This window comes from Cryobacterium sp. M96, assembly GCF_002929845.1.
GTDB classification, from domain to species: Bacteria; Actinomycetota; Actinomycetes; order Actinomycetales; family Microbacteriaceae; genus Cryobacterium; species Cryobacterium sandaracinum.
Genome location: NZ_PJJS01000041.1, coordinates 63086 through 88487, shown reverse-complemented (window position 1 = coordinate 88487; position 25402 = coordinate 63086). Strand labels below are relative to the sequence as shown.

Annotated in this window: 24 protein-coding genes and 1 riboswitch; of the genes, 16 read left to right on the top strand and 8 right to left on the bottom strand. The window is 69.0% G+C overall.

Features of this window, described 5'->3' with window-relative positions; translation table 11 throughout:
• The first annotated feature begins 46 nt into the window (after positions 1 to 46).
• From CXY79_RS05755 to CXY79_RS05735, 5 genes are all read left to right on the top strand, one after another.
• The gene (locus CXY79_RS05755; protein WP_233191288.1) at positions 47 to 3136 is read left to right on the top strand and encodes a S8 family peptidase; all 3090 of its coding nucleotides are present in this window, start codon (positions 47 to 49) and stop codon (positions 3134 to 3136) included.
• Between the two features lie 196 nt (positions 3137 to 3332).
• Positions 3333 to 4550, top strand: coding sequence for an MFS transporter (locus CXY79_RS05750; RefSeq protein ID WP_233191286.1), 1218 nt, complete (start codon positions 3333 to 3335; stop codon positions 4548 to 4550).
• A 97-nt stretch (positions 4551 to 4647) separates the two neighbouring features.
• Positions 4648 to 4935: a hypothetical protein gene (locus CXY79_RS05745; protein ID WP_104100187.1), complete on the top strand. Its 288-nt coding sequence runs from the start codon at positions 4648 to 4650 to the stop codon at positions 4933 to 4935.
• A 21-nt stretch (positions 4936 to 4956) separates the two neighbouring features.
• On the top strand, positions 4957 to 5352 hold the full coding sequence (locus tag CXY79_RS05740) for a DUF222 domain-containing protein (RefSeq protein WP_104100186.1): 396 nt from the start codon (positions 4957 to 4959) through the stop codon (positions 5350 to 5352).
• Entirely contained in the window at positions 5343 to 6116 is a 774-nt protein-coding gene (locus CXY79_RS05735) for a DUF222 domain-containing protein (protein ID WP_104100185.1), read from the top strand. Before CXY79_RS05740 ends, CXY79_RS05735 begins: the two co-directional genes overlap by 10 nt.
• A gap of 178 nt (positions 6117 to 6294) precedes the next feature.
• Here the strand turns inward: CXY79_RS05735 and CXY79_RS16175 are convergent, their stop codons facing one another.
• The 3 genes from CXY79_RS16175 to CXY79_RS05720 all read right to left on the bottom strand — a co-directional run bounded on the left by CXY79_RS16175 (position 6295) and on the right by CXY79_RS05720 (position 7955).
• Positions 6295 to 6615, bottom strand: a complete 321-nt coding sequence (locus CXY79_RS16175) for a hypothetical protein (RefSeq protein WP_104100184.1) — start codon at positions 6613 to 6615, stop codon at positions 6295 to 6297.
• An 82-nt stretch (positions 6616 to 6697) separates the two neighbouring features.
• Positions 6698 to 7054, bottom strand: a complete 357-nt coding sequence (locus tag CXY79_RS05725; RefSeq protein ID WP_233191284.1) for a YrdB family protein — start codon at positions 7052 to 7054, stop codon at positions 6698 to 6700.
• Positions 7055 to 7082: 28 nt separating this feature from the next.
• Positions 7083 to 7955: a formyltetrahydrofolate deformylase gene (locus CXY79_RS05720; RefSeq protein ID WP_104100182.1), complete on the bottom strand. Its 873-nt coding sequence runs from the start codon at positions 7953 to 7955 to the stop codon at positions 7083 to 7085.
• A 166-nt stretch (positions 7956 to 8121) separates the two neighbouring features.
• On the opposite strand from CXY79_RS05720, the gene CXY79_RS05715 reads away from it, so the two are divergent.
• A complete protein-coding gene (locus CXY79_RS05715; protein ID WP_104100181.1) occupies positions 8122 to 9438 on the top strand; it encodes an MFS transporter in 1317 nt (438 codons plus the stop codon).
• An 81-nt stretch (positions 9439 to 9519) separates the two neighbouring features.
• Here the strand turns inward: CXY79_RS05715 and CXY79_RS05710 are convergent, their stop codons facing one another.
• Both CXY79_RS05710 and CXY79_RS05705 read right to left on the bottom strand, forming a co-directional pair.
• A complete protein-coding gene (locus CXY79_RS05710) occupies positions 9520 to 9939 on the bottom strand; it encodes a GreA/GreB family elongation factor (protein WP_104100180.1) in 420 nt (139 codons plus the stop codon).
• Positions 9940 to 10045: 106 nt separating this feature from the next.
• Positions 10046 to 11641: an amino acid permease gene (locus tag CXY79_RS05705; protein WP_104100179.1), complete on the bottom strand. Its 1596-nt coding sequence runs from the start codon at positions 11639 to 11641 to the stop codon at positions 10046 to 10048.
• A gap of 119 nt (positions 11642 to 11760) precedes the next feature.
• Between CXY79_RS05705 and CXY79_RS05700 the strand changes: the two genes are divergently transcribed.
• The 8 genes from CXY79_RS05700 to CXY79_RS05665 all read left to right on the top strand — a co-directional run bounded on the left by CXY79_RS05700 (position 11761) and on the right by CXY79_RS05665 (position 20480).
• Entirely contained in the window at positions 11761 to 14676 is a 2916-nt protein-coding gene (locus CXY79_RS05700) for a Na+/H+ antiporter subunit A (RefSeq protein ID WP_104100178.1), read from the top strand.
• The gene (locus CXY79_RS05695; protein WP_104100177.1) at positions 14673 to 15161 is read left to right on the top strand and encodes a sodium:proton antiporter; all 489 of its coding nucleotides are present in this window, start codon (positions 14673 to 14675) and stop codon (positions 15159 to 15161) included. Before CXY79_RS05700 ends, CXY79_RS05695 begins: the two co-directional genes overlap by 4 nt.
• Positions 15158 to 16717 carry a Na+/H+ antiporter subunit D gene (locus CXY79_RS05690; protein WP_104100176.1) on the top strand — a complete coding sequence of 520 codons (1560 nt, stop codon included), beginning with the start codon at positions 15158 to 15160 and terminating at the stop codon, positions 16715 to 16717. The genes CXY79_RS05695 and CXY79_RS05690 overlap by 4 nt, the downstream gene beginning before the upstream one ends.
• Positions 16714 to 17340 (top strand): Na+/H+ antiporter subunit E, encoded by a 627-nt coding sequence (locus CXY79_RS05685; protein WP_104100175.1) that lies wholly within the window; start codon positions 16714 to 16716, stop codon positions 17338 to 17340. The genes CXY79_RS05690 and CXY79_RS05685 overlap by 4 nt, the downstream gene beginning before the upstream one ends.
• Entirely contained in the window at positions 17340 to 17603 is a 264-nt protein-coding gene (locus CXY79_RS05680) for a monovalent cation/H+ antiporter complex subunit F (RefSeq protein ID WP_104100174.1), read from the top strand. The genes CXY79_RS05685 and CXY79_RS05680 overlap by 1 nt, the downstream gene beginning before the upstream one ends.
• Complete coding sequence (gene mnhG / locus CXY79_RS05675; protein WP_104100173.1) at positions 17600 to 17938, top strand: monovalent cation/H(+) antiporter subunit G; 339 nt, start codon at positions 17600 to 17602, stop codon at positions 17936 to 17938. The genes CXY79_RS05680 and mnhG overlap by 4 nt, the downstream gene beginning before the upstream one ends.
• 6 nt (positions 17939 to 17944) lie before the next feature.
• A riboswitch (ZMP/ZTP riboswitch) is annotated at positions 17945 to 18034 on the top strand.
• A gap of 42 nt (positions 18035 to 18076) precedes the next feature.
• The gene (gene glyA, locus CXY79_RS05670) at positions 18077 to 19375 is read left to right on the top strand and encodes a serine hydroxymethyltransferase (protein WP_104100172.1); all 1299 of its coding nucleotides are present in this window, start codon (positions 18077 to 18079) and stop codon (positions 19373 to 19375) included.
• Between the two features lie 220 nt (positions 19376 to 19595).
• Positions 19596 to 20480 (top strand): bifunctional methylenetetrahydrofolate dehydrogenase/methenyltetrahydrofolate cyclohydrolase, encoded by an 885-nt coding sequence (locus CXY79_RS05665; protein WP_104100171.1) that lies wholly within the window; start codon positions 19596 to 19598, stop codon positions 20478 to 20480.
• A gap of 172 nt (positions 20481 to 20652) precedes the next feature.
• Here CXY79_RS05665 and CXY79_RS05660 read toward each other — a convergent pair whose 3' ends face one another.
• The gene (locus CXY79_RS05660) at positions 20653 to 21201 is read right to left on the bottom strand and encodes a gamma carbonic anhydrase family protein (protein ID WP_104100170.1); all 549 of its coding nucleotides are present in this window, start codon (positions 21199 to 21201) and stop codon (positions 20653 to 20655) included.
• 49 nt (positions 21202 to 21250) lie between these two features.
• Between CXY79_RS05660 and CXY79_RS05655 the strand changes: the two genes are divergently transcribed.
• Both CXY79_RS05655 and CXY79_RS05650 read left to right on the top strand, forming a co-directional pair.
• Complete coding sequence (locus tag CXY79_RS05655) at positions 21251 to 21727, top strand: YbaK/EbsC family protein (protein WP_104100169.1); 477 nt, start codon at positions 21251 to 21253, stop codon at positions 21725 to 21727.
• A 199-nt stretch (positions 21728 to 21926) separates the two neighbouring features.
• Complete coding sequence (locus CXY79_RS05650) at positions 21927 to 22823, top strand: ABC transporter substrate-binding protein (RefSeq protein WP_104100168.1); 897 nt, start codon at positions 21927 to 21929, stop codon at positions 22821 to 22823.
• Between the two features lie 178 nt (positions 22824 to 23001).
• Here the strand turns inward: CXY79_RS05650 and galK are convergent, their stop codons facing one another.
• Together galK and galT are read right to left on the bottom strand one after the other, a co-directional pair.
• On the bottom strand, positions 23002 to 24162 hold the full coding sequence (gene galK / locus CXY79_RS05645) for a galactokinase (protein WP_104100167.1): 1161 nt from the start codon (positions 24160 to 24162) through the stop codon (positions 23002 to 23004).
• Entirely contained in the window at positions 24159 to 25373 is a 1215-nt protein-coding gene (galT, locus tag CXY79_RS05640; RefSeq protein ID WP_104100199.1) for a galactose-1-phosphate uridylyltransferase, read from the bottom strand. Before galT ends, galK begins: the two co-directional genes overlap by 4 nt.
• Positions 25374 to 25402 lie beyond the last annotated feature (29 nt).

The following is a 25402-nucleotide window of genomic DNA, read 5'->3' as shown; positions in this document are numbered from 1 at the left end:
CCGTTGGGGGTCAACCTTTCGTCGTTGAACGGATTGGATGATGCACGTGAACTCACGAAATCGGCATTTCTCACCCTGGGACCTCGACCCCCGGCCGCCGCGCGCACTGTGCAGGGCCACCGCGGTGGCCCTGACCGTCGGGCTGGTGGCTACCGCGGCCCTCGTCGGCGGCACCGTCGCAGCCGGCGCCGCACCGCAGCAGGCTCCGCGGTTGGCCATTGAAAAACCGGCCACCGCCTTCGAGGCCGGCCGCTACGTCGTCACGCTGGCCGCCAGCGCGGTCGCCGCCTACTCCGGCGGCGTCGCCGGTTTCGACGCCACCAAGCCGGCCCCGGGCCGGCAGCTCGACGCGAGCTCGAAGAACGCGACCGCTTACGCCGCGCACCTCGCAACCGAGCAGAGAAGGGTCGCCGCGGCCGCCGGGGTGAGCGTCAGCGTCTCCTACACGACCGCACTCAACGGATTCGCCGCCGAACTCACCGCGGTCCAGGCCGCCGCGCTCTCCGCGAACCGAGAGGTTCTCGCCGTCGAGAAGGACGCGATCCGCCGGGTCACGGCGCAGTCCTCGACCGACTTCCTCGGGCTCGGTGACGCCGCCGGCGTCGGCGGGGTCTGGGACGCGGTCGGCGGCATTGACGCGGCCGGCGCCGGCGTCGTCGTCGGTATCATCGACACCGGCATCGCCCCGGAGAACGGGTCCTTCGCCGGCGACCCCCTCGGCACCGATCTCGGCGACGCTCCGTTTCGCACGGCCGACGGCGGCATCCGCTTCGGCAAGTCCGACGGCGGCACCTTCACCGGCGCCTGCGTCGTGGGTGTGCAGTTCACCGCAGACGACTGCAGCACCAAAATCGTCGGTGCCCGGTACTACGTCGACGGGTTCGGCGCCTCCCGGATCGGTGCCGAAAGCGTCGGCGAGTACCTTTCGCCGCGCGACGGCGACGGCCACGGCTCACACACCGGCGGCACCGCAGCCGGCAACCACGCCGTCGGCGCGTCGGTCGGTGGCATCGACTTCGGCACCATCTCGGGCGTTGCGCCCGCGGCGAAGATCGCCGCGTACAAGGTCTGCTGGTCCGGCCCCGACCCGGTCGGCCAGGACGACGACGGATGCGCCACCAGCGACCTCCTCTCGGCGATCGACCAGGCCACGGCCGACGGTGTCGACGTGATCAACTTCTCGATCGGCGGCGGTGCGGCCCAGACCACGGTCTCCGCCACCGACGTCGCCTTCCTGGGCGCGGCATCCGCCGGCATCTTCGTGGCGGCGTCGGCCGGTAACGCCGGTCCCGACGCCTCCACGCTCGATAACGCGTCGCCGTGGATCACCACCGTGGCGGCCAGCACCATTCCGAGCTACGAGGCCACCGCCACCCTCGGCAGCGGCCCTGCCTATGGCGGCGGCTCGATCACGGTCCCCGCCGTCGGCGTGACCGGTGCGCTGGTGCGCGGTGACCTCGTCGCCGCCCGGCGCGGAACAGACCCCTTGCTCTGCGGGCCTAACTCGCTCGACCCGGCCAAGGTGACCGGCACGATCGTGTTCTGTCAGCGCGGCGTCTATGACCGGGTCGCCAAGTCCGTCGAGGTGAAGCGTGCCGGGGGTATCGGCATGGTGCTGGTGAACAAGACGGCCAGCTCGCTCGACCTCGACCAGCACGCGGTGCCGACGGTGCACCTCAACGCCGAAGCGTTCGCCACGGCCTTCGCCTACGCAGGCACCACCGGGGCGACCGTGACCCTCACGCCGGGCAATGCGCTCGGGACCACTCCGCCCACCCCGCAGGTCGCCGGATTCTCCTCGCGCGGACCGGTACTTGCCGACGGCAGTGACATCATCAAGCCGGACGTCTCGGCGCCCGGGGTTGCGATTCTCGCCGGCGGTGCCAACGCTGCGGGCGCGGCAGGCACGTACCAGTTCCTGTCCGGAACGTCTATGTCGTCGCCGCACGTGGCGGGCCTTGCCGCCCTCTACCTGGGCCAGACGCCGAGCGCGAGCCCGGCCGAGGTGAAATCGGCCTTCATGACCACCGCCTACGACACGGTCACCGGCTCCGGCGCTGCCGTGACCGACCCGTTTCTGCAGGGCGCCGGCCACGTCGACCCGACGAAGTTCTTCAGGCCGGGACTCGTCTACCTGAACGGGGAGAGCGACTGGATGTCCTACATCAAGGGCGCCGGCTACACCGGAGGCGGCCTGGACGCCGTCACCGCGGTCGACCCGTCGAACCTCAACCTGGCCTCGATCGGCATCGGTTCGCTCACCCGGCCGGAAACGATCACCCGCACGGTGACGTCGACCCAGGCGGGCACCTTCGACGCCTCGGTGTCCGGCCTCGCCGGCATCGACGTGACGATCGAGCCGTCCACGCTGACCTTCGGCGCGGCAGGGGAGACTCAGTCCTACACGGCGACGTTCTCCCGAACGGATGCGCCCGTCGACACGTTCGCGACCGGCTCGCTCAGCTGGACCAGCGGCGCGACCGTCGTGCACAGCCCGGTGGCGGTCAAGCCCGTCACCCTCGAGTCGCCGATCACCGCCGACGGAACCGGTCTGGCCGGCTCCGTCGGCATCCGCGTGACGCCCGGCACGACCGCCGACATCCCCCTGGCGACCGACGGCCTCGCGGCCGGCGTGCTGCTCAGAGAGAAGAAGGGCGGCCCGGGCAAGGCCTACACCGGAACGGGGCTCCCCGGAACGGAGATCGTCTTCACCGTGCAGGTTCCGGCGGGAACGGTGTTGCAGCGCTTCGACCTTGATTCACTAACCGACGCTGCCGACCTTGACCTGGTGGTCAACCGATTGAGCGGCAAGGGCGGCACGCCGATCGAAGGCTGGCAGTCGGCCACGGCGGCGACGGACGAACACGTCGACCTGCTGAACCCGACGGCCGGGTACTACCAGGTTGTCGCGTCGGTCTTCAGTGGCACCGACCGGTACGACCTGACCACCTTCACGGTCGCACCGGGTGCCGGCGCCGGAGCGTTCACCGTTGCCCCGAACCCTCTCCCGGGAGTGCAGGGCGTTGAAGCGACCTACACGGCCTCGTGGAGTGGTCTGGCCGCGGGCACGGATTACCTCGGGCTGGTGCGCTACGGCGACACTGGCTTCTCGACGGTCGTGGCGGTGGAGAACTAGCGGCCGCCAGGTTCGTCAGCGGGGTCGGACTCGCCCGCTGCGTCCGGCGTCGAACCAATTCGACGGAGATTTTGCGACACGAGGCCGCTTGCGAGCTGTTTCGAACCCGTTTTGGGCAAAATCTCCGTCGAATTCGTCAGGGTTCGGTTCTGGGCGGGCGGCGGACGGATACCGAGCGACGGCTTACCCTGAGGTAATGCGATTCGCACGAATGCGCCGAGGCGGCGAGAACCTCGGCGTGAGCCGGCCGCGGCTGTCCCGAGAGGTCTACGTGCTCGGCGTGATCGCGTTCTTCGTGATGGTGGGCTTCGGCGTCGTCGTGCCGGTGCTGCCCGTCTACGTGCGCAGCTTCGGGGTCGGCTACCTGGAAATCGGCGCCGTCGTCTCCGCGTTCGCGCTGATGCGCTTCGTCTCCAGCCCGTTCACCGGGCGCCTGATCGACTGGGCCGGCGAACGCGTGATCCTGGCCTCCGGCATCGGGATCGTCGCCGTTTCCAGCGGGCTGGTCGGCGTGGCCCAGAACTATCCGCAGCTGCTGCTCCTGCGCGGAGCCGGCGGCGTCGGTTCGGCCCTGTTCACGGTGGCGGCCATGACTCTCCTGCTCGGCTCCACGGCACCGGGATTCCGGGCCAGGGCCATCGGGTTCTACCAGGGTGGGTTCCTGCTCGGCGGGATGGCCGGCCCCGCGCTCGGCGGGCTCCTCGCCACGATCTCGCTCACCGCGCCGTTCTTCTTCTACGCCGCGACGCTCGCCGTTGCCGGCATCCTCGGGCTCGTGCTGCTGCGTCCGGTGCGGGGTGGGGTCGTCGCCGCGGCCGGCCCGGCGCCCGAGCGCATCCCGTTCCGAACGGTGCTGCGGGACACCCGGTTCCGCGCGGCGTGCATCGCCAACTTCTCCACCGGCTGGAACTCGTTCGGCGTGCGCAACGCGCTGATCCCCGTGCTGGTCGTCGAGGTGCTGCGGGGTCCGACCGCCTGGACCGGCATCGCCTTCGCCTTCGCGGCCGTCGCCCAGACGGTGGCACTCGCGCCGGCCGCGCGGTTCGTCGACACTGTGGGCCGTCGCCCGGCCATCATCGGAGCGTTCCTGGTTGCCGGGCTCACCATCCTCGCGGTCCCGTTCGCGCCGAACATCATCGTGCTCACGGCCCTGCTTTGCCTCTACGGCGTGGCCTCGGCGTTCATGGGCACCGCCCCGGCCGCATCCGTCGGCGACGCGGCCGGCGCCGGTGGCGGTCGACCCGTGTCGGTCTTCTCGATGTTCTCCGACCTGGGTGCCATCGTCGGCCCGCTCGCGGCCGGGTTTCTCGTTGACAGCGCCTCCTATCCGGTAGCCTTCGGCGTCGGCGCCTTGCTGTTCTTCGCGACCTCTGTCTACGCGCTGCGGATGCCGCGGCAGGCCCGTCCGGCGTAGTCCCGCCCCGAGAGAGATCGAATACAGCTACGAAACTGTTACCAATAAATAGAGACGGAGACTCGACTTCATGTGCGCAATGAGGTATCCTCGTAGCATGACGAACCTCGCAGAAGACCTCAGGCAGGCGGCCGACGCCGTCGCGCTGTTGCGTTCCTCGCGCGCCGACCTCGCAGCCCTTCCCGACGCCGAGGCGCTGGCCGGCCAGAAGCGAATCGCATGCGCCCGCCGTCTGCTCGACACCTATGCCGCGTTGATGGCCGCAACCATTGCTGACCGTTCGCGGCCGGAGCTCGGCCATTCGGGGTTGGCGGCGCAGCAGGGGTATTTGTCCCCGGAAGCCCTGATCCAGAACTGGACAGGCTCGTCCAAGGGTGACGCCTAAAAACTGGTCGCAGTCGGCACGATGATGGCCGACACCGAGGCGGCCGAGAAGCTGGTCAAGGAGGCGCTCTCGTCGCCCGACACGGATGCCGCCGAGGTTGCCGAATTCGTCGCGAAGGTGCCGTGGCACGCGCCGATCGCCCGGGCCGTCACCGCCGGCACGCTCTCGGTCGACGCGGCCGAGTCGATCCGCGCCGGCCTCGGCCAGATCGACGCCGCCGTCACCGCCGAGAAGCTCGGAGCGGCGCTGGAGTCCCTGCTGGCCGAGGTGTCAACGTTGAACGCCGACGAGGTCTTCAAACGCGCAAGACGGATGCGTAACCACCTTGACGAGGCCGGCATCGCCGCCCGGGAGAAGCAGGCCCACGACGACCGCTACCTGAAGGTCTACCGGCTCAGCACGGGAACGTGCGCCTGAACGGCCTCTTCGCCCCCGAAGACGGCGAGTTCGTGCTTTCGACCTTTGACTCCATCACCGGCCCGCGCCGCGGCGGGGTGCGATTCGTCGATAAGGAGCGGGCCGCCTGGGCCGAGAAGATGCAGGACGACCCGCGCAGCAACGAGCAGATCAACGCGGACTCGCTCGTGCAGCTGCTCACGATCGCCGGCGAGGCCGACCCCGGCCGCGTGTTCGGCGGACGACGCCCCTCGGTGCGCGTGATCGTGACCGAAAAGGCGCTCAAGACGGGGCAGACTGTGCAGGCCGGGCAGACCGGGCAGGCCGGGCCGGATCAGGCGGCCGAACCCGCCGCGCACGGGCAGATCGAGGGCAACCCCGTCCCGATCTCGCAGGACACCATCGACCGGTTGCTCTGCGACACCGGCACCCGTGGCATCAAATTCGACGAAGACGGTCAGATCATCAACGTCGGCCGTGACGAACGACTCTTCACCGAGGCACAGCGCGCCGCGATGGCAGTGCGTGACGGCGGGTGCCTTTGGGTCGGCTGCGACCGATCACCGGCCTGGAGCGAGGCCCACCACATCAGTGAGTGGCTTACGGACAATGGGTACACCGACCTCGCCAACGGAGTGCTGCTGTGCCACCCGCACCATTTGCTGCTGCATAATCAGCACTGGAAGATAACCCGCACCAAAAGCCAGTACTGGCTGCGTCCACCGGCGGAAGTCGACCCGGAGCAGACGCGTATTGTGTTGCAGAGCAAGAGGACAGGGCTGTAGGGCGGGAGTCTGGCTTTTGGTCTCGACAGGCTCGATCAGCGTCGCGGGAACCTCCGGAGGACCGGTCGCCGGTCTTGACAAGCTCGACCAGCGTCGGGGGAACCTTGGGAGGGTTCGTCACCTGGTCTGACAAGCTCGGCCGGCGTCAGGGGAACCTTGGGGCCGGGATCCTCCCGGCTCAACCCGGCTCAACCGGGCTCAACCCGGTTCTGCACGGTTCTGCACGGTTCTGCCCGATGCGGCCGCCAGCGCCAGCGCACCGACTCTTCCCGAGCAGTTCCCGGTGCAGCGTCGCGGTTGCCACGTTATCCTTCGGGGACCTCATCTCGGCCGCGGCGCCGAGCACGACCAGAGAGACTCCGATCCCCTCGGCAAGCAGGATGGTGCCCAGCGGGAGGGCGGCGAACTTCGCCAGGAGCAACTGGCAGCGCCCGATCGGGTTAGAGACCAGGAGGTCAATGGTGCCTCGGGCATCGGCGCCTGCCCGGACGTCGGCCACGGCATGCCCAACAGCAACCGGATGGTCGTCGTCTTTCCGGCGCCGTTCGAGCCAAGGCAGCCTGACTGTGCGGCGGCCGCCCTCAGTGCAGTTCTGCGCGGCCCGAGATGACGCCGCTGACCGTGGCCACCAGGGCGAAGATCACGGCGACCAGCGGCAGGCCGAGGTCCCACCAGGCCAGCGCGGCGGCCCCGAAGACGCTGATCTCGACGATGGCCTTGCCGAACGGGTCGAGGCGGAAGACCGCCTTGGGCGAGCGGAACAGCGCCCAGAGCACAATGGCGAAGGCAGGGGCCAGGATGCCCATGAGCATGCCCGGCCACGGCAGCGGCCACGCGGTGAAGCCCCAGATGCCCAGGCTGATGAACGCGAACAATTCGAGCAGGAAGCGCACGATGTCGTTGGGGCTGGTACTGGTCGTCGCGCTCGTATCGGTCACTCGCCCCATCCTACCGAGAGGCGGGAGGCTACCTGAAGATGATGGTGCGGGCGCCGTCGAGCAGGACCCGGTGCTCGGCGAACCAGGTGACCGCCTGGGTCAGGGTGCGGCTCTCCTCGTCCTGTCCGATAGCGACGAGTTCGGCCGGGCTGCGCGAGTGGTCCACCCGCACGACGTTCTGCTCGATGATCGGACCCTCGTCGAGGTCGCCCGTGACGAAGTGGGCCGTCGCCCCGATCAATTTCACCCCGCGGGCGTGCGCCTGCTTGTAGGGGTTGGCGCCCTTGAACCCGGGCAGGAAGGAGTGGTGGATGTTGATGGCGCGGCCTTCCAGCAGCGTGCAGAGTGCGGGGGAGAGGATCTGCATATACCGGGCGAGCACCACGAGCTCGATGTCGTGCTCGGTGATGGCATCGACGACGCGAGCCTCGAAGGCCGCCTTGCCGGCGGCATCCGTCACCGGACGCGACTCGAACGGCACCCCGTAGAAGCCGACCAGGTCGCGCAGCGTGCCGTGGTTGCTCAGCACCAGCGGAACCTCGATAGGCAGCTGGCCCCCGCGCTGGCGGAAGAGCATGTCGTTGACGCAGTTTCCGGCGGTCGAGGCCAGGATCAGGGTGCGCTTGGGACGCCCGACGACGTCGATGACGGATTCCATGGCGTATCTGCGCACGACCGGGGCGAGCTCGTCCTCGAGATCAGCCTGGCTCGCCGCGGATTCCACCTGCAGCCGCATGAAGAACCGGCCGGTGTCGGCGCTGGTGAACTGCTGGCTCTCGGTGATGTTGCCGCGCGCCCGCACGATCGCGCCGCTGACCGCGTGCACGATACCCGGCTGGTCGACGCAGACGAGAGTGATCACCCAATGGTGGCGCGGGTGCGGTGCGAGGGAAGAGGTCATCGGACTAGGTTACCGGCCCCCTGCCGCACACTCGGCCCGTCGGCTAGGCTGGAAAGCGGTCGGCGCAGCACGCCGGCCCCGGGCGCGCACGTCGGCGCGCAGCCGATCCGGACCGGCCCGCGGCACACCCGCGCTGCCCCTGTTCCCGTCTGTGAGCCACAGAGCCATGTCATTCACCGCACCCATCAACCTGCCCTCGCTGGAAGCGCCGGAAGCGCCGCACGCGCCGGAGAGCATCGCGGCCGCCGCCCGACCCTTCCCCTGGGTGGGCCTGCTCGCCCTGGCCGCCGCCGTCTTCCTCTCCGTCACCTCCGAGATGCTTCCGACGGGCCTTCTACCCGACATGAGCCGGGCGCTCGGGGTCACCGAGGGACAGGTCGGCCTGCTCGTTTCCTGGTTCGCGTTCACCGTGGTGCTCACGAGCACCTCGCTCGCCCACCTCACCCGCCGCCTGCCGCGGCACGGCCTGATTGTGCTCGTGCTCGTGGTGCTGGCGATCAGCAATGTGCTCACCGCCATCGCCCCCAACTACGCCTTCATGGTCGGCGGGCGCATCATCGGCGGAATGGCCCATGGCCTGTTCTGGGCCGTCGTCGGCGCCTACGCCGCGCACCTCGTGCCGCGGGAACAGATCGGCCGTGCCGTGGCCATCACCGTCTCGGGCGGCACGCTCGCCTTCGTGTTCGGGGTGCCCATCGCCACCGCCGCCGGGCACCTGCTCGGCTGGCGGCTGTCGTTTCTGGCCCTCGCCGCCCTCATGCTGATCGGCGCGGTCGTCGTCTGGCGGTTCCTGCCGCCGGTGTCGCACTATGGTGCTCGCGTGACGGATGCCACGGCAAGCGATCCGACCGCGGCCGGCAACGCGGGGGCCGCCGCCGCACATGCCGCCACTGCTATCGCTGAACCGCGTCGCGACCCGACCATGCGCGCCGTGATCCTGCTTTCCGTGATCACCGGCCTGACCATGGTCGGGCATTACACGTTCTACACGTACATCGCCCCGTTCCTGATCGACGAGATGGGCGTGGACTCCGGCGCGGTCGCCCCGCTCCTGTTCGCCTATGGGATTGCCGGCGCGGTCGGCCTGGTGCTCTCCGGCACGGTCTTCGGCCCCCGGCCGCAGCTCGGACTCGTCATCGGCATCGCCGTGTCGGCGCTGAGCGTGACCGTGCTGGCCCTCTTTGCGGCGACGCTGCCGGTTGCCATCACCGCCTTCGTGCTCTGGGGTCTGGCCTTCGGCATGCTGCCGCCGCTGCTGCAGACGCGGCTGCTGCGTACGGCCTCGCTCCGCATCCGTGACACCGCCAGCGCCATCTACACGACCGCGTTCAACGCCGGGATCGGCGGTGGCGCCCTTCTCGGCGCCGCGCTGCTCGGCTCGGCCGGAATGCAGGCCGTGCCGCTGGTCTACGTCGGAATCCTGGTGCTGGCCTTCGTGCTGGTGATCGTCAGCGACGTCGTCGTGCGCCGCCGGGCGGCCTGACCGGCGGCGTGTCGACCTGAAACGGCTGAGACGACACGATTGCGGGGCGCGGAAGCATCCGCACCCCTCAATCGTGTCGGTTCACCGGCCGCCGGTGTACGGGACCGCTGCGAGGATCTCGATCTGAATGCTGACGTTGGTCGGCGTCGTGTACGCGACGGTGTCGCCGACGTGGGTTCCAATGATGGCCTGGCCGATCGGTGACGAGGGGGAGTACACGTCTACCTTCACCTCAGGGTCGAGGGAGACAAGTTCACGCTCGCCAAGGAGGAACACGGTCGCCCGGGTGTCGCCGGAGAGCATCGCGGTGATCCTCATCCCGGGCTCGACCAGGCCGTCGTCCGGTTTGACCGAGGCCTCGGCCTGGCGGAGGGTCGTGCGCAGCTCCCGGATTCGCTCGGACGTGGCCGCGTTCGGGGTGGGGTCGCTGCCCAGCACAGCGAGTTCCTCGATCAGGAGGGCGAGCGAGCGGGGTGGCAGCCACACCGATTCGGTGGTCATAGAGTTCTCCGTAAATCGCGAGGCAATCTGCCGCGCAGTGATCAATCGGCCATGCTAGCCGCCCCGGCTCCACGCATGGGGGAATCGACGATCGGTGGCGTGGCGGCTACTCCTCGCGGTCGGTGTCCTTCCGGTCGGCGCCCCGCAGCTGGTCCGACAGCGGGCGGCTGGGAAGGATCGGCACCTGGCCGGTGAACCCCTCGCGGGCGCTCGCGATCTCGAGAATGCGGCCGCGGCAGGCGTACCAGCCCACGATCAGCAGCGGGATGATGATCACGAGCGAGCTGATCGTGAGCGTGCCGACCGGCCAGTCGAAGGCCATCAGCACGAGCACGGCGACGAGGAAGACCAGGCTGGCGTACCCCGAATACGGTGCTCCGAACATCCGGAACGCCGGTCGCCGCAGGATGCCGAGCTTCGACCAGGCGTGCAGGCGCAGCTGGCAGAGCACGATCATGCCCCAGGCGCTGATGATGCCGATGGCGGCCATGTTCAGCACGATCTCGAAGGCCTTGTCGGGCACGACGGCGTTCAGGGCGACGCCCAGCAGGGTGACCACGCCGGTGAGCAGGATGCCGCCGAACGGCACACCCGTGCGGCTCACCTTGCCGGCGAAGCGCGGCGCCGATCCCGCCAGCGCCATCGACCGCAGGATGCGCCCGGTCGAGTACAGGCCCGCGTTGAGCGAGGACAGGGCCGCGGTGAGCACAACCAGGTTCATGATCACGTCGACGCCGCCGACGCCGATCGTGCCGAAGAACGTCACGAACGGGCTCTCGCCGGCCTTGTACGCGGTGTAGGGCAGCAGCAGGGAGAGCAGCAGGATCGAGCCCACGTAGAAGACGGCGATGCGGATGATGACGGTGTTGATCGCCTTCGGCATCACCTTCTCCGGGTTCTGGGTCTCCCCGGCGGTCGTGCCGACCAGCTCGATCGAGGCGTAGGCGAAGATGACGCCCTGCACCACGAGAACGGATGCGATCAGCCCGTTCGGCAGCCAGCCCCCGTTGTCCCCGATCAGGCTGAAGCCCGTCTCCTGGCCGGGGATCGGCGTGCCGAAAATGACCATCCAGGTGCCGACCAGCAGGAAGGCCACGATGGCGAGCACCTTGATCAGCGCGAACCAGAACTCGAGTTCGCCGAACACGCTCACTGACAGAAGGTTCAGGGAGAGAACGACGGCGAGGGCGGCGAGCGCGTACAGCCACTGCGGCACATCACCGAAAGGTGCCCAGTACTTCGCGAAGAAGTTCATGTACAGCGCCACGGCCGTGACGTCGACGATGGCGGTCATCACCCAGTTCAGCCAGTACAGCCAACCGGTGACGAACGCCGTCTTCTCGCCGAAGAACTCGCGGGCGTAGGAGACGAACGAGCCCGACGAGGGGCGGTGCAGCACGAGTTCGCCGAGCGCGCGCAGGATCAGGAACGCAAAGAAACCGCAGATCGCGTACACGAAGACGAGGGAGGGCCCGGCGATGGCCAGGCGTCCGCCTGCCCCGAGGAACAGACCGGTGCCAATGGCCCCGCCGATGGCGATCATCTGCACCTGGCGGGCCTTGAGGCCCTTGTGCAGCCCCTCATCCTCGTGCACATTGAGGGCGTCCGAGATGTGCTCGAACGGCGTCTCCACGCCACGACCGTGGTACTCGGGATGGTCAGGTTTAAGGGGGAGTTGTGGTCCCCGGCTTGCACGCGTCATGGGGCTCTTCCGATAGATCCGGTTTTGGCCAACCCTAGCCGCCCGCGCACGGGGCCGGCGTCCACGGCCTCCGGTAGACTGAATTCGACATTCTGACTTCACGAGAGCCGGGAGGCCGCATGGCGACAATCCTCCTGACGTTTGCTGCCCTGTCCGCGCTCACCCCGATCCTCACGCGGTGGCTCTCGCTGCGTGTTTTCTACGTCATCGCATTGCTCCCCGCGACCGTCTTCGGCTATACCCTCACCCAGACCCGGGCCGTGTCGACCGGCGGAGCGATCACCGAGAGCGTCCCGTGGATTCCCGCGTTGGGTATCTCGCTCTCGTTCCGCGTCGACACCCTCGCCTGGCTGCTCGCCCTCGTCGTGACCGGGGTCGGCGCGCTCGTGCTGGTCTACTGCGCCCGCTACTTCAGCGCCGACGAGCCGGCGCTCGGGCGCTTCGCCGCGGTCCTGCTGGCGTTCGCCGGCGCGATGTACGGCCTGGTGACATCCGACGACATCGTCGTCATGTTCATCTTCTGGGAGATCACGAGCGTGCTCTCCTACATTTTGATCGGGCATTACACGTTCAAACGGGCGAGCCGCGGCGCCGCCCTGCAGGCGTTGCTGGTGACCACCTTCGGCGGGTTGATCATGCTGATCGGGGTCGTCATCCTCGCGGTGGAGGCCGGAACCACGTCGCTCGCAGCGATCGTCGCCGACCCCGTCACCGGCCCGGCTACCACCTGGTCGGTGCTGCTCATCCTGGTCGGCGCGCTGTCTAAGTCCGCGCTCGTGCCCTTCCACTTCTGGCTGCCGGCCGCGATGGCGGCGCCCACCCCGGTGAGCGCCTACCTGCACGCGGCCGCGATGGTCAAGGCCGGCATCTACCTGGTGGCGCGCCTCGCCCCTGGCTATGCCGACACGCCGGGCTGGATGCCGGTGCTCGTCACCCTCGGCGTCGTCACCATGCTGGTCGGCGCGTGGCGTTCGCTGCGCCAGTACGACCTCAAGCTGGTGCTCGCCTACGGCACGGTCAGCCAGCTCGGGTTCCTGATGGTCGTCGTCGGCTTCGGCACCCGGGACGCCGCGCTCGCCGGGGTGGCATTGCTCCTCGCCCACGCCCTCTACAAGTCGGCGCTGTTCCTGACCGTCGGCATCATCGACCACCGGGCCGGCACCCGCGACTGGCGACAGCTCTCCGGCGTGGGGCGCAACGCGCCCGTGCTGGCCGTGATCGCCCTGCTATCGGTCGCATCTATGGCCGGTATCCCGCCGCTGCTCGGCTTCGTCGCCAAGGAGTCCGTGTTCACGGCATTCCTCGAGGCAGGCCTGGCCGGCGACGGATGGGGCTGGGTGGCCCTGGTCGGCACCGTGGTCGGCTCCGTGCTGACGGTCGCCTACAGCGCCCGCTTCTTCTGGGGTGCCTTCGGCACCCGGGTCAGCCTCGCAGACACCGCCCTGCACCCCGCCCGCTGGGACTTCCAGCTGGCGCCGGGACTGCTCGCCGTGGCCACCCTCCTGCTCGGCCCCCTCGTCTTCCTGCTCGACCCGGTGCTGGTCTCCTACGCCGACACCGTTCCCGGCGGCGGCGACTACCACCTCGCGCTCTGGCACGGCTTCGAACCGGCGCTCGCCCTGAGTGCCGTTGTTCTCCTGCTCGGCGCCGTGCTGTTCTGGAAGCGGCCGGGCGTGGCCCGGCTGCAGGGCACGGTGCCGGCCTACATCGACGCCGGTCAGGGCTACGGCTCCACCGTGCGCGGCATCGACCGGGCCGCGGCGCGCATCACCCACTTCGCCCAGCAGGGCGGGTTGCCGCAGTACCTGTCCACCATCCTCGTCGTCTTCGTGCTGGCCCTGGGCTGCGCGGCCTTCGTCAACCGCAGCTGGCCTGAGGAGGTCGTGCTCTGGGACTACCCGGGCCAGGTCGTGATCGCCCTCATCATGGGCGTCGCGGCGGTGATGGCGGCTCGCGTCGGTGAGCGCATCACTGCCGTGCTGCTGGCCGGCGTCACGGGCTACGGCCTCGTCGCGTTCTTCGCCTTCCACGGCGCTCCCGACCTGGCCCTGACGCAGGCCCTGGTCGAGACGATGACCATCGTCGTCTTCGTGCTGGTGCTGCGCCGGCTGCCGCAGAAGATCGCCCAGCACAGCCGGCCGATGCACCGGCGGCGGCGCGTGCTGATCGGCGTGCTGGTGGGCGCCGTGATGGGCACCATCGGCGTGATCGCGCTCGGTGCACGGGAGGCCCCAAGCATCGCGGCGGAGCTTCCGCGCCTCGCGGTCGAGGAGGGGCACGGACGCAACATCGTGAACGTGATGCTCGTGGACATCCGTGCCTGGGACACGATGGGTGAGATCTCTGTGCTGATCGTGGTGGCCACCGGCGTCGCCAGCCTCCTCTTCGTCTCGGGCCGCAACGCGGTCGTGCCCCGGCTGCGCGATTCCCGCAAACGCCGGTCGCTGCCGCACCGTCGCAAGGTCGTCGCCGACCCGGCCGCGTCCTCCGAGGGGCATGCGGTCACTCGCCAGTCCTGGCTCCTGGCCGGCCGTACGGTTGCCGAGAAGGACCGGTCGATCATGCTCGAGGTGCTCGTGCGGCTGCTGTTCTACCCGGCCATGATCGTCTCCGTCTACCTGCTCATCGCCGGCCACAACGCTCCCGGCGGCGGCTTCGCCGGTGGCCTGATCGCCGGGCTGGCGCTCGTCTCCCGCTACCTCGCGGGAGGCCGCTACGAGCTGGGCGAGGCGGTACCCGTCGATCCGGGCAAGATCCTCGGGCTCGGCATCGTGCTGGCGGTCGGGATGGCCGTGGTCTCGCTCTTCTTCAGCGGCATCCCGCTGGAATCCGCCTACTTCGAAACCACGGTACCCGTGCTCGGCCCCCTCTCTTTCGGCACCTCCACCATCTTCGACATCGGCGTGTACCTGGTCGTGGTCGGTCTCGTGTTGGACATCCTGCGCAGCCTCGGCAGCGAAGTCGATCGACAGCAGGAAGCCGGCGAGACCGAGCCGCACCCGCAGTCCGAGCAGGGCGCGGTGGTAGCCGGATGAGCGCCTCCCTCACCCTCGTGATCGTGATGGCGGTCCTGTACGCCGCCGGCGTCTACGTGATGCTGGAGCGCAGTCTCACCCGGGTGCTGATCGGATTCCTGCTGGTGGGCAACGCCACGAACCTGCTGATCTTCATCATGAGCGGCCGCCCCGGCAACGCGCCCATCGTCACCGGCACGGCCGCCGACGCTGCGATGGTCGACCCGGTGCCCCAGGTGCTCATGCTCACCGCCATCGTGATCAACTTCGGCATCACGGCGCTCATCCTCGCGCTGATCTACCGGTCCTGGTGGCTGGCCCGGCTGGGCGACGAGGGGGACACGGTCACCGACGAGCATGCGGCCGAGACTGTGGCAAGCACGGAGGAGTCCTTCCGCTCGGTCACCGAGGACGAGGCAGCCAGCCAGGAAGACCTCGACGCGAGCGAGCGCGAGAGCGAGCTCGGTGCCCCTGCCAACGCGCCGGACAAGGGGATGAAGCTATGAATCTCCTCGTGCCTCTGGTCGTCACCATCCCGCTGCTCGGAAGCGCTCTGACCCTCGCCCTCGGCCGCCGTCGCCCCCAGCAGATCGTGGTCAGCGTGATCGCCCTGACGCTGGTGGCGTTTATCGGCGCGGTCCTGCTGGTGCAGGTCGATCAGACCGGCCCCGCCGTCGTGCACGTGGGCGGCTGGGATGCGCCGTGGGGCATCGTGCTCGTCGTCGACCGGCTCTCGGCGATCATGCTTCTGGTCTCCGCGCTGATGCTGCTCGGCGTGCTCCTGTTCGCCGTGGGGCAGGGCATCGTCGACGGAGACCGGGAAACCCCGGTTTCGATCTTCCATCCCACCTATCTCGTGCTGGCGGCCGGGCTGTTCAACGCGTTCATCGCGGGGGACCTGTTCAACCTCTACGTTGGTTTCGAGATGCTGCTCTCGGCTAGTTACGTGCTGCTGACGCTCGGCGGAACGGGTGCGCGCATCCGTGTCGGTGTCACCTACATCGTGGTGAGCCTGGTCTCCTCCATCCTGTTCCTCAGCGCGATCGCCCTGATCTATGGGGCCACGGGCACCGTCACCATGGCGCTCATCTCCGAGCGGGTGGCGGACCTCCCGCCGGACGTGCAGCTGATCCTCAACCTGCTGCTCCTGCTGGCCTTCTGCGTGAAGGCCGCCGTGTTTCCGCTGTCGTTCTGGTTGCCTGACTCCTATCCCACGGCCCCGGCGCCGGTCACTGCGGTGTTCGCGGGGCTGCTCACGAAGGTCGGAATCTACGCGATCATCCGCACCCAGACCCTGCTCTTCCCCGAGAGCCCGCTGTCGGTGCCGCTGATGGTGGTGGCGTTGCTGACCCTGATCGTGGGCATCCTCGGGGCGCTCGCGCAGGCGGACATCAAGCGGCTGCTGTCGTTCACGCTGGTGAGCCACATCGGCTACATGATCTTCGGCATCGCGATGGGCACGCCGCTGGCGATCGCGGCCACCATCTTCTACGTCGTGCACCACATCACGGTGCAGACGACCCTCTTCCTCTGCGCGGGGCTGATCGAGCGGGTGGGCGGCACCACCTCGCTGGCCCGGCTCGGCGGACTGTTGACGGCGGCGCCGTTCGTGGCCTTCCTGTTCTTCGTTGGGGCGCTCAACCTCGGCGGCATCCCGCCGTTCTCGGGCTTCCTCGGCAAGATCGCCCTCTTCCAGGCCGGCGCGGACATCGCCGAACCGGTGACCTACATCCTGATGGGCGCCGGCGCCGCCACCTCGCTGCTCACGCTCTACGCCCTGGCCCGCGTCTGGAACATCGCGTTCTGGCGGGGGGCCGGCGAGGTCGAGGACTACGAGTCGCCGATGCTCGATGCGCTCCTGGACGACCCGGACGACGAGGGCACGGTCACGACGCGCACCATCTCGCCGCTGATGACCGGCGCGACGACGGCGCTGCTGCTGCTGACCGTCTCACTCACCGTGTTCGCCGGGCCGGTGTTCGCGTTCACCACCCGCGCGGCGGCCAACATCGAGAACCCGGCCACGTACATCGACGCCGTCTTCCCGAACGGCACGCCATGAGCACCCCGAAGCAGCGCCTCGTCGCCATCGCCAACCAGGCGCCGCTGTTCCTGGGGCTCGTGCTGCTGTGGATGCTGCTCTGGGGCTCGTTCTCCTGGCTCAACCTGCTCACCGGCACGCTGCTGGCCACCCTCGTCTCCGTGGGCTTCTACCTACCGGCCGTGGAGCTGGGTTTGCGCCTTAACCCGTGGTACACCGTGCTCTACCTGATCCGGCTCGGGTTCGACATCGTCCGGGGCTCGCTGCAGGTGGCCGTCCTCGCGCTCTCCCCGCGCTACACACCCAGCAACGCGATCGTGGCGGTGCACCTGCGCACCCGCAGCGACTTCATCCTGACGCTGACCGGGGTGTCGACGTCCATCGTTCCCGGGGCGATCGTGGTCGATGTGGACCGGGTGCAGTCCACCCTCTATCTGCACGTGCTGAACGTGGCGCATCCGGAACAGGTGGAGCGGTTCCGGAACGGCGTGCTGGCCGAGGAGCGCCGGATCGTGATGGCCCTCGGGTCCCGGGAAGACGTGGAACGGCTCCACCGGGTGAGCGGCGAGGACCGGAGTGAGAAAGACCAGCGCGCACGCGACCAGCATGCGAATGAGAAACTGAAGCGGGGAGGAACCGCCTGATGCACATCGTTGCCGTCATTGCCGGGGTGCTGTTCGGGGCCGGTGCCCTGTGCGCCCTCTATCGAATCGTGCGGGGACCGACCGTGCTGGACCGGGTGATCGCCTCGGATGTCCTGGTCGCGACCGTGATCTGCGCCATGGGCGCGGAGATGGCATTCAACCGGCACACCGACACGCTGCCGGTGCTGCTGGTCCTCGCCCTCTTCGCGGTGCTCGGCTCGCTGAGCGTCGCCCGCTTCCTGCCCGTGCGGGACACCGAATGACCGACGAACTGCGCGACGTGATCTCGGCTGTCCTGGTGCTCGCCGGGGCCGTGATGTGCTTCGCGGCCGGAATCGGCGTCATCCGTTTCCCCGACGTACTATCGCGGCTGCACGCCGCCACCAAACCGCAGATCTTCGGCCTCATGGCGATCACGGCCGACGTCGCTCTGAACAACTTTACCGTGGGCACCGTCACCCTCGTCATGGCCATCGTCGTGTTCCAGGCGTTGACCGCCCCGGTCGCAGCGCACATGGTGGGCCGGGCCGCCTATGACACCCACCATGTGCGTGTCGATGTGCTCATAATCGATGAGCTCGGTACCCGGCCCGAATGATAAGATCGTCTCTGTCGCGACTGGCGTAGCACGAAAGATGGGTCACCATCGGGGAGCGACTGACACGGTTAGTGACCGCACGCCTGGGCCACGACGATTGATCATCACGTCGTTAAACAAGAAGTCTGAGGAGACCCCGTGCCCGAATCCGTGCCATCCACCGTTCTGCGGTCCACATTCAACGAGCCCCTTGAGGTCGTCGACCCCGAGATCGCCGCCGTTCTCGAGCAGGAGCTCGGACGCCAGCGCGACTACCTCGAGATGATCGCCAGCGAGAACTTCGTGCCGCGCGCTGTGCTGCAGTCGCAGGGCTCCGTGCTCACCAACAAGTACGCCGAGGGTTACCCGGGACGCCGCTACTACGGCGGCTGCGAGTACGTGGACGTCGCCGAACAGCTCGCCATCGACCGGGCCAAGTCCCTCTTCGGCGCCGCGTACGCCAACGTGCAGCCGCACTCCGGCGCCACCGCGAACGCCGCCGTGCTCTCGGCCATCGCGACGCCCGGCGACACCATCCTCGGTCTGGAACTTGCCCACGGCGGCCATCTCACCCACGGCATGAAGCTCAACTTCTCCGGCAAGCTCTACAATCCCGTCGCCTACGGCGTCGACCCGACCACCTTCCTGGTCGACATGGACGTCGTGCGCGAGACGGCACTCGAGACCAAGCCCAAGGTCATCATCGCCGGCTGGTCCGCCTACCCGCGCCACCTCGACTTCGAGGCCTTTCGCAGCATCGCCGACGAGGTCGGCGCCCTGCTCTGGGTCGACATGGCCCACTTCGCCGGACTCGTCGCCGCCGGCCTGCACCCGTCGCCGGTTCCCTACGCGGATGTCGTGTCCACCACCGTGCACAAGACCCTCGCCGGTCCCCGCTCCGGTCTGATCCTCTCGCGCGACATGGCGCTGGCGAAGAAGCTCAACTCCAACGTGTTCCCCGGCCAGCAGGGCGGCCCGCTGATGCACGTGATCGCCGCCAAGGCGACCGCGTTCAAGCTCGCGGCCGAGCCCGAGTTCAAGGAACGTCAGGAGCGCACCCTGCGCGGTGCCAGCATCCTCGCCGACCGTCTGATGGCGGATGATTCGCGCGCCGGCGGCGTCGACGTGCTCACCGGCGGCACCGACGTGCACCTCGTGCTCGCGGACCTCCGCAACTCGCCGATCAACGGACAGCAGGCCGAGGACGCCCTGCACGCGGTCGGCATCACGGTCAACCGCAACTCGGTGCCGTTCGACCCGCGCCCGCCGATGGTCACCAGCGGCCTGCGCATCGGAACCCCTGCCCTGGCCACCCGTGGCTTCGGCGATGAGGAGTTCACGGTCGTCGCCGACGTCATCGCCGAGGCGCTCAAGCCCGACGCCGACATCGAGGGCCTCCGCGCCCGCGTCAAGGTGCTTACCGAGGCCTTCCCGCTGTACCCCGGTCTGCAGCAGTAACGTCCGCCGCGCACCCGGCCGCCCTCGACCCGGGTGTCAACGCCGCAGGCTCCGCACCCTGGCGTACGGCCTGTGAACGATTTCGACGGAGATTTTGCTGCGAAAGCCCGCTGAAGGCATCCGTCACCGGCGTGTTGCCCAAAATCCCCGTCGGATTCGCACGCGCCTTCGGCACCTGCGCACCTGCAAACGTCAGAATGACCGACTGAATGGATCCACAATGACGGCAATAACCCTCGACGGAGTCACGACCGCCTCCGTGGTCAAGACCGAGCTCATCGACCGGATCGCGGAGCTGCGCGCGCACGGGATCGTGCCCGGGCTCGGCACGCTCCTGGTCGGCGATGACCCGGGCTCGCGCTCGTATGTCGCGGGCAAGCACCGCGACTGCGCCGAGGTCGGCATTGAATCGATCCGGGTCGACCTGCCCGCGTCGGCGACCAGCGCCGATGTGCGCGCCGCAATCGCCGACCTGAACTCCGCCCGCGAGGTGACCGGCTACATTATTCAGCTGCCGCTGCCGGTCGGCCACAACGACAACGCCATGCTCGAACTGATCGACCCGTCGAAGGATGCCGACGGCCTGCATCCGACGAACCTCGGCCGCTTGGTGCTCGGCATCGAGGGCGAGCTGGACTCGCCGCTGCCCTGCACTCCGGCCGGCATCGTCGAGCTGCTGCGCCGCTACGACGTGCCGATCGTCGGCCAGCGCGTCGTCGTCGTCGGGCGCGGCCTCACCGTCGGGCGCCCGCTCGGACTGCTGTTCACCCGCAAGGGTCTGGATGCCACCGTCACCCTGACGCACTCCCGCACGGTAGACCTGCCCGGCGAGGTGCGGCGCGCCGACATCGTCGTGGCCGCCGTCGGCGTGCCGCACCTGATCCAGGCGGACTGGGTGAAGCCCGGCGCCGCCGTGCTCGACGTGGGCATCACCCGGGTGACCGACCCGATCACCGGCAAGGGCACCCTGACCGGTGATGTGCACCCGGGTGTCGCGAACGTCGCCGGCTTCCTGTCCCCGAATCCGCGCGGCGTCGGCCCGATGACCCGTGCCATGCTGCTGTGCAACGTGGTGAAGGCAGCCGAGCTGTCGCTCAGCAGGTAGTCGGGCGCCACGGGCGGTCGCCTCGTAACGGTCGCCTCTCGGGGCTCGCGCAGGTGGCCGTGCGGGCGAGGCTCGGTGGTACCGCCGTCGCGGCGCACGCTGTGGAAGCCGGCGCACGGTATTCCCTGCGCCGTGAGCCGTAGCCCGCGCCGCGACCGTGAGGCAGACCGGCTCAGCGCTGCGGCAGCGCCGTCACCGAGGCGTGCAGGGCGCAGTGACGCAGATACTCCGCTGCGTTGTGGCCGAGGCCGGCCACCTCCTCATCCGTCAGGGGCCGCCGCACCTTGGCGGGAACGCCGGCGACCAGCGATCTGGGCGGGATGACGGTGCCCTCGAGCACGACGGCTCCGGCGGCGACGAGGGACCCGGAACCGACGACGGCGCCGTTCAGCACCGTCGCCATCATGCCGATCAGCGAGCCGTCCTCGACCGTGCAGCCGTGCAGCACTGCCCCGTGCCCGACGGACACATTCCGGCCGACGATCAGCGGGAATCCGTGGTCCACGTGGCAGGAGACGTTGTCCTGCAGGTTGGAGCCGGGGCCGATCCGGATGGGTTCCGCCTCGGCGCGCAGCACGGCGTTGTACCAGACGCTGGCGTGTTCGGCCAGGGTGACGTTGCCGACGACCACGGCGCCCGGGGCGACGTAGGCGGTCTCGGCCACGACCGGTCCGGGTCGGTCGGGCAGGGTGATGATGCGGGCGGCGCTGTCGGCAGTCATACGCGTCAGCCTATCGGGCTGCCTCGCGTGCAGGCTCTAGGATTTCGGCATGGTCAATTCCGCGCATCCGTCCGTCGATCGGGTTCGGGAGGCTCTCCGCGCCCACGGCCTGGACCCGGAAATTCGCTGGTTCGACGATGCGGCCACAACCGCCGCCGCCGCCGCGGAGGCGCTCGGTATTTCGCGCGGCGCCATCGCGAATTCGCTCGTCTTCACCCTCGATGGTGAGCCGTTGCTCGTGCTCACCTCGGGGGCTCACCGGGTCGATGCGGCGTGGCTGGGGGACAGACTGGGCGGCACGATCGGACGTGCCTCGAAGGATGTCGTCAGGCAGGCCACCGGTCAGGTGATCGGCGGGGTCGCGCCGCTGGGACATCCGTCGCCACTGCGCACCCTGGTCGACGTCGCCCTCGCCGAATTCCCGGTCGTCTGGGCGGCTGCGGGCCACGCGCACACCGTGTTCCCGACCACGTTCGACGAACTCGTGCGAATCACCGGCGGCGAGCCCACCGCCGTCTCGCCCTAGATCCCGACGGCCTGATCTCCGCCACTCGCGCACCGCCGGGCCGGGAGAATGGCTCCCTCGCCGGTGGGCAAAGTCACAGTTCGGCGGCGTACGGCGACGGATGCCCGGCACGTCCCGGGCGCGACCGGCACTGAACATAGACTCGGCAGAGTTGCACCTCTGATCACTTCGATGGCGAAAAATTCACAAAGGATGCTCAATGCGCGCTCGACATGCTCTCCCGGCCCTGGCCGCCGTGGCCGCCCTCCTGCTTACCGCCTGCGTGGACAACTCCACTCCGACGACTGGCGTCACGGAGGGATCCGCGGCCGAGGTGGTGACCACCGACGAGGAGGCCGCCGCGCTCCTCCCGGAAACGACCGCGACCCCGGGCAAGCTCGTCTTCGGCACCAGCCCGAATTACGCGCCGAACGAGTTCAAAAACGACGCCGGTGAACCGATCGGCTGGGCGATCGACCTGAGTGATGCGATCGCCGCCAAGCTCGGGCTCGAGGCCCAGTACACGGTGGCCAAATTCGAGAACATCATCCCGAATGTCGTCGGCGGCAAGATCGACGTCGGCATGTCGTCCTTCACCGACACGGCGGAGCGTGAAAAGCAAGTCGATTTCGTGAACTACTACCTCGCAGGCATCCAGTGGGCCTCGCCCGCGGGCACGACCGTCGACCCCGACGATGCGTGCGGACTCAAGGTCGCCGTGCAGTCCACGACCTACCAGGACACCGTCGAGATCCCGGCGAAGAGTGACGCCTGCGTCGCCGCCGGCAAACCGCCGATCCAGAAGATCCCCCTCGACACGCAGGATGCCGCGGCGAATGCCGTCGCGCTGGGCCAGGCCGACGCTTTCAGCGCCGACTCCCCGGTCACCCTCTACGGGATCGCACAGTTGACGGGCAAGCTGCAGACCGCGGGAGAGACGTTTGAGGCGGCACCATACGGTATGGCCGTGCAGAAGGATTCCGGGATGGCCGAGGCCGTGCAGGCTGCGCTGCAGTCGCTGGTCGACGACGGCACCTACGAGGCGATTCTGGACGACTGGGGGGTCGTCGACGGCGGCCTCGACACGATCACACTCAACGCCGGCGCGAGGGGCTAGGCACGTCGCCGCCGCTGGGCGCCGCCTCGACCCCGGGCACCGGTTTCGGCCGTCGCGTGCGTGGCTAACTCAGGAGATCCCCGCCGAACCTCGTTCGCACCCGCACAGGTCTGTGGATGCGCACGGGCGGCGGCACGACTTCTCCTGAATTAGCCACGTGGGGCGAGTTCCCGCTGTGTTATTGCTCCCGCGCCGCCCCGTCGGCCGCGCGCACCACGAACAGGTCCGGGGCCGCGAAGCCCCGGGCTGCGAACGCGGCCGTGACCGCCGCCGTAACCGCGGGGATCAGGGCGCGCGGGGTAAGGGCGATGGCGGCGCCGCCGAAGCCGCCGCCGGTCATCCGGGCGCCGATTGCCCCGGTGCCGCGCGCGGTCTCCACGGCGAGGTCGAGTTCGGGCACGGAAATCTCGAAGTCGTCCCGCATTGACAGGTGCGAGGCGTCCAGGAGGGCGCCGATCGCGGTCGGTCCCTGCTCGCGCAGGGTGCGCACGGTGTCCTGCACGCGCTGGTTCTCGGTGACCACGTGCCGCACCCGGCGGAACGTCTCGTCGTCGAGCACGTCGGCGGCCCGGCCGAGGTCGTCCACGGTGAGGTCGCGCAGGGAGGGGACCCCCAGCATCCGTGCACCCAGTTCGCAGGATGCCCGGCGCGAGGCATACCCGCCGGTCGAGTGCGCGTGGCTTACCCGCGTGTCGATGATCAGCAGGTCGAGGCCGGCCCCGTCGAAGCCGAGCGGGATCACCTCGGCCTCGAGGGTGCGGCAGTCCAGGAAGACGGCGGAGTCGGCCTCGCCCAGCAGGGACGCGGACTGGTCCATGATGCCGGTGGGAGCCCCGACGGCCCGGTTCTCGGCCAGCTGGCCCACCCGGGCGAGCATGCGCCGGTCGAGTCCGAGCTGCCAGAGGTCGTTCAGGGCCACGGCAACCGCACTCTCGATCGCGGCGGAGGACGACAGTCCGGCCCCGATCGGCACGTCAGAGTCGATGAACACGTCAAATCCGGGCCGGGTGGCCAGGTCGGCGCCGAACTGGCCGAGGGCCCAGGCCACGCCGAGCGGGTACGCCGACCAGCCGGCCAGGTTCTCCGGAGTCAGGTCGTCAAGGGAGAGCTCCACCGTTTCCGCGGCGAACGAGCTCGCCACCCGCAGCTGGCGGTCGCCGCGCAGGCCGAGCCCGACGAGCGTGCGCCGGTTGATCGCGAAGGGAAACACGAACCCGTCGTTGTAGTCGGTGTGCTCGCCGATCAGGTTGACGCGGCCGGGGGCCGACCAGAGTCCGGCCGGGGCCGCGTCGAAGCGGCTCGTGAAGCCATCCGTCACGGTCTGGATGAGATCGGTCATGCGTGGGCCTGCCTTTCGAGTGTGGTGCTGCTAGCGGGAACGGATGCCGCGGCGCCGGCCGCCGCTTCGGTCGCGTCCGTCCCGGCGGAGCGTTCGACCGCGCGGCGAATGTTGTCGGCCGCCTGCTCGGGCGTGACGTCTCCGATCCAGGCGCCCATGGCGGCCTCCGACCCGGCCAGGAACTTCAGTCTGTCTGCGGCCCGGCGAGGACTCGTCACCTGCAGCATCAGCCGGATCTCGTCGCGGCGCACCGAGACCGGGGCCTGGTGCCAGGCCGCGATATACGGCGTCGGGGTGTCGTAGAGGGCATCGATGCCGCGCAACAGCCGCCGGAAGAGCACGGCGAGCTCATCGCGCTCAGCCAGGCTGGTCGCCGCGAAGTCGGGCACGTGCCGGTGCGGCAGCATGTGCACCTCGATGGGCCAGCGCGCGGCGAACGGCACGAAGGCGGTCCAGTGCTCGCCGGTCAGAATGACCCGGCCCCCGGCCTGCTCGCTGGCGAGGATGTCCGCGAACAGGTTTGGTCCGTACTGGTCGAGGGAGGCGATCACGCGCTGGGTGCGCGGCGTGACGTAGGGGTAGGAGTAGATCTGGCCGTGCGGGTGGTGCAGCGTGACGCCGATCGCCTCGCCGCAGTTTTCAAACGGGAAGACCTGTTCCACGCCGGGTAGCTGTGACAGGGCGTACGTGCGCTCGGCCCAGGCCTCGATCACCGTGCGGGAGCGCACGACCGACAGGCTCGCGAACGAGCCCTCGTTCTCGGGGCTGAAGCAGACGACCTCGCAGCGGCCGACCGAGGTGCGGACGCGGTTCAGTCCGATGGTGTTCAGGTCGTCGAGCCCGGCGGGGGCGTCGGCGTCGGTGAGGAGGGGCCCGAACGAGGGCGACTTGTTCTCGAACACGGCCACGTCGTAGTTGCTGGGCACCTCTGACGGGTTCCCCGGCGTCGACGGGGCGAGCGGGTCCAAGTGTGCGGGCGGCAGGAACACGCGGTTCTGGCGGGCGGCGGCGATCGAGACCCATTCGCCGCTGAGCGGGTCCTGGCGCATCCGGGCGGTGGCCGGGCGCGGGTCGAGTTCGCGCAGGTCGGCCGCCCGATCCGGCGGCAGGCTGGACTGCGGGTCATCGAAGTAGATGAGGTCCCGGCCATCGGCGAGGGTGTGGCGGTGACGGATGATGCCGGTGTCGGCTACGAAGTCTGGTGTGTTCATGGCGAAAACAACGTTATCTGATTTGCACA

Excerpts from the sequence above, each read along its gene's own strand:
- galT (WP_104100199.1), bottom strand. The coding sequence starts at position 25,373 with ATGAACACACCAGACTTCGTAGCCGACACCGGCATCATCCGTCACCGC.
- galK (WP_104100167.1), bottom strand. The coding sequence starts at position 24,162 with ATGACCGATCTCATCCAGACCGTGACGGATGGCTTCACGAGCCGCTTC.
- CXY79_RS05720 (WP_104100182.1), bottom strand. The coding sequence starts at position 7,955 with ATGACCTCTTCCCTCGCACCGCACCCGCGCCACCATTGGGTGATCACT.
- CXY79_RS05685 (WP_104100175.1), top strand. The coding sequence starts at position 16,714 with ATGAGCACCCCGAAGCAGCGCCTCGTCGCCATCGCCAACCAGGCGCCG.
- CXY79_RS05700 (WP_104100178.1), top strand. The coding sequence starts at position 11,761 with ATGGCGACAATCCTCCTGACGTTTGCTGCCCTGTCCGCGCTCACCCCG.
- CXY79_RS05650 (WP_104100168.1), top strand. The coding sequence starts at position 21,927 with ATGCGCGCTCGACATGCTCTCCCGGCCCTGGCCGCCGTGGCCGCCCTC.
- CXY79_RS05745 (WP_104100187.1), top strand. The coding sequence starts at position 4,648 with ATGACGAACCTCGCAGAAGACCTCAGGCAGGCGGCCGACGCCGTCGCG.
- CXY79_RS05655 (WP_104100169.1), top strand. The coding sequence starts at position 21,251 with ATGGTCAATTCCGCGCATCCGTCCGTCGATCGGGTTCGGGAGGCTCTC.
- CXY79_RS05710 (WP_104100180.1), bottom strand. The coding sequence starts at position 9,939 with ATGACCACCGAATCGGTGTGGCTGCCACCCCGCTCGCTCGCCCTCCTG.
- CXY79_RS05750 (WP_233191286.1), top strand. The coding sequence starts at position 3,333 with ATGCGATTCGCACGAATGCGCCGAGGCGGCGAGAACCTCGGCGTGAGC.
- CXY79_RS05740 (WP_104100186.1), top strand. The coding sequence starts at position 4,957 with ATGATGGCCGACACCGAGGCGGCCGAGAAGCTGGTCAAGGAGGCGCTC.
- CXY79_RS05660 (WP_104100170.1), bottom strand. The coding sequence starts at position 21,201 with ATGACTGCCGACAGCGCCGCCCGCATCATCACCCTGCCCGACCGACCC.
- CXY79_RS05690 (WP_104100176.1), top strand. The coding sequence starts at position 15,158 with ATGAATCTCCTCGTGCCTCTGGTCGTCACCATCCCGCTGCTCGGAAGC.
- CXY79_RS05695 (WP_104100177.1), top strand. The coding sequence starts at position 14,673 with ATGAGCGCCTCCCTCACCCTCGTGATCGTGATGGCGGTCCTGTACGCC.
- CXY79_RS05680 (WP_104100174.1), top strand. The coding sequence starts at position 17,340 with ATGCACATCGTTGCCGTCATTGCCGGGGTGCTGTTCGGGGCCGGTGCC.
- CXY79_RS05715 (WP_104100181.1), top strand. The coding sequence starts at position 8,122 with ATGTCATTCACCGCACCCATCAACCTGCCCTCGCTGGAAGCGCCGGAA.
- CXY79_RS05665 (WP_104100171.1), top strand. The coding sequence starts at position 19,596 with ATGACGGCAATAACCCTCGACGGAGTCACGACCGCCTCCGTGGTCAAG.
- CXY79_RS05705 (WP_104100179.1), bottom strand. The coding sequence starts at position 11,641 with ATGACGCGTGCAAGCCGGGGACCACAACTCCCCCTTAAACCTGACCAT.
- mnhG (WP_104100173.1), top strand. The coding sequence starts at position 17,600 with ATGACCGACGAACTGCGCGACGTGATCTCGGCTGTCCTGGTGCTCGCC.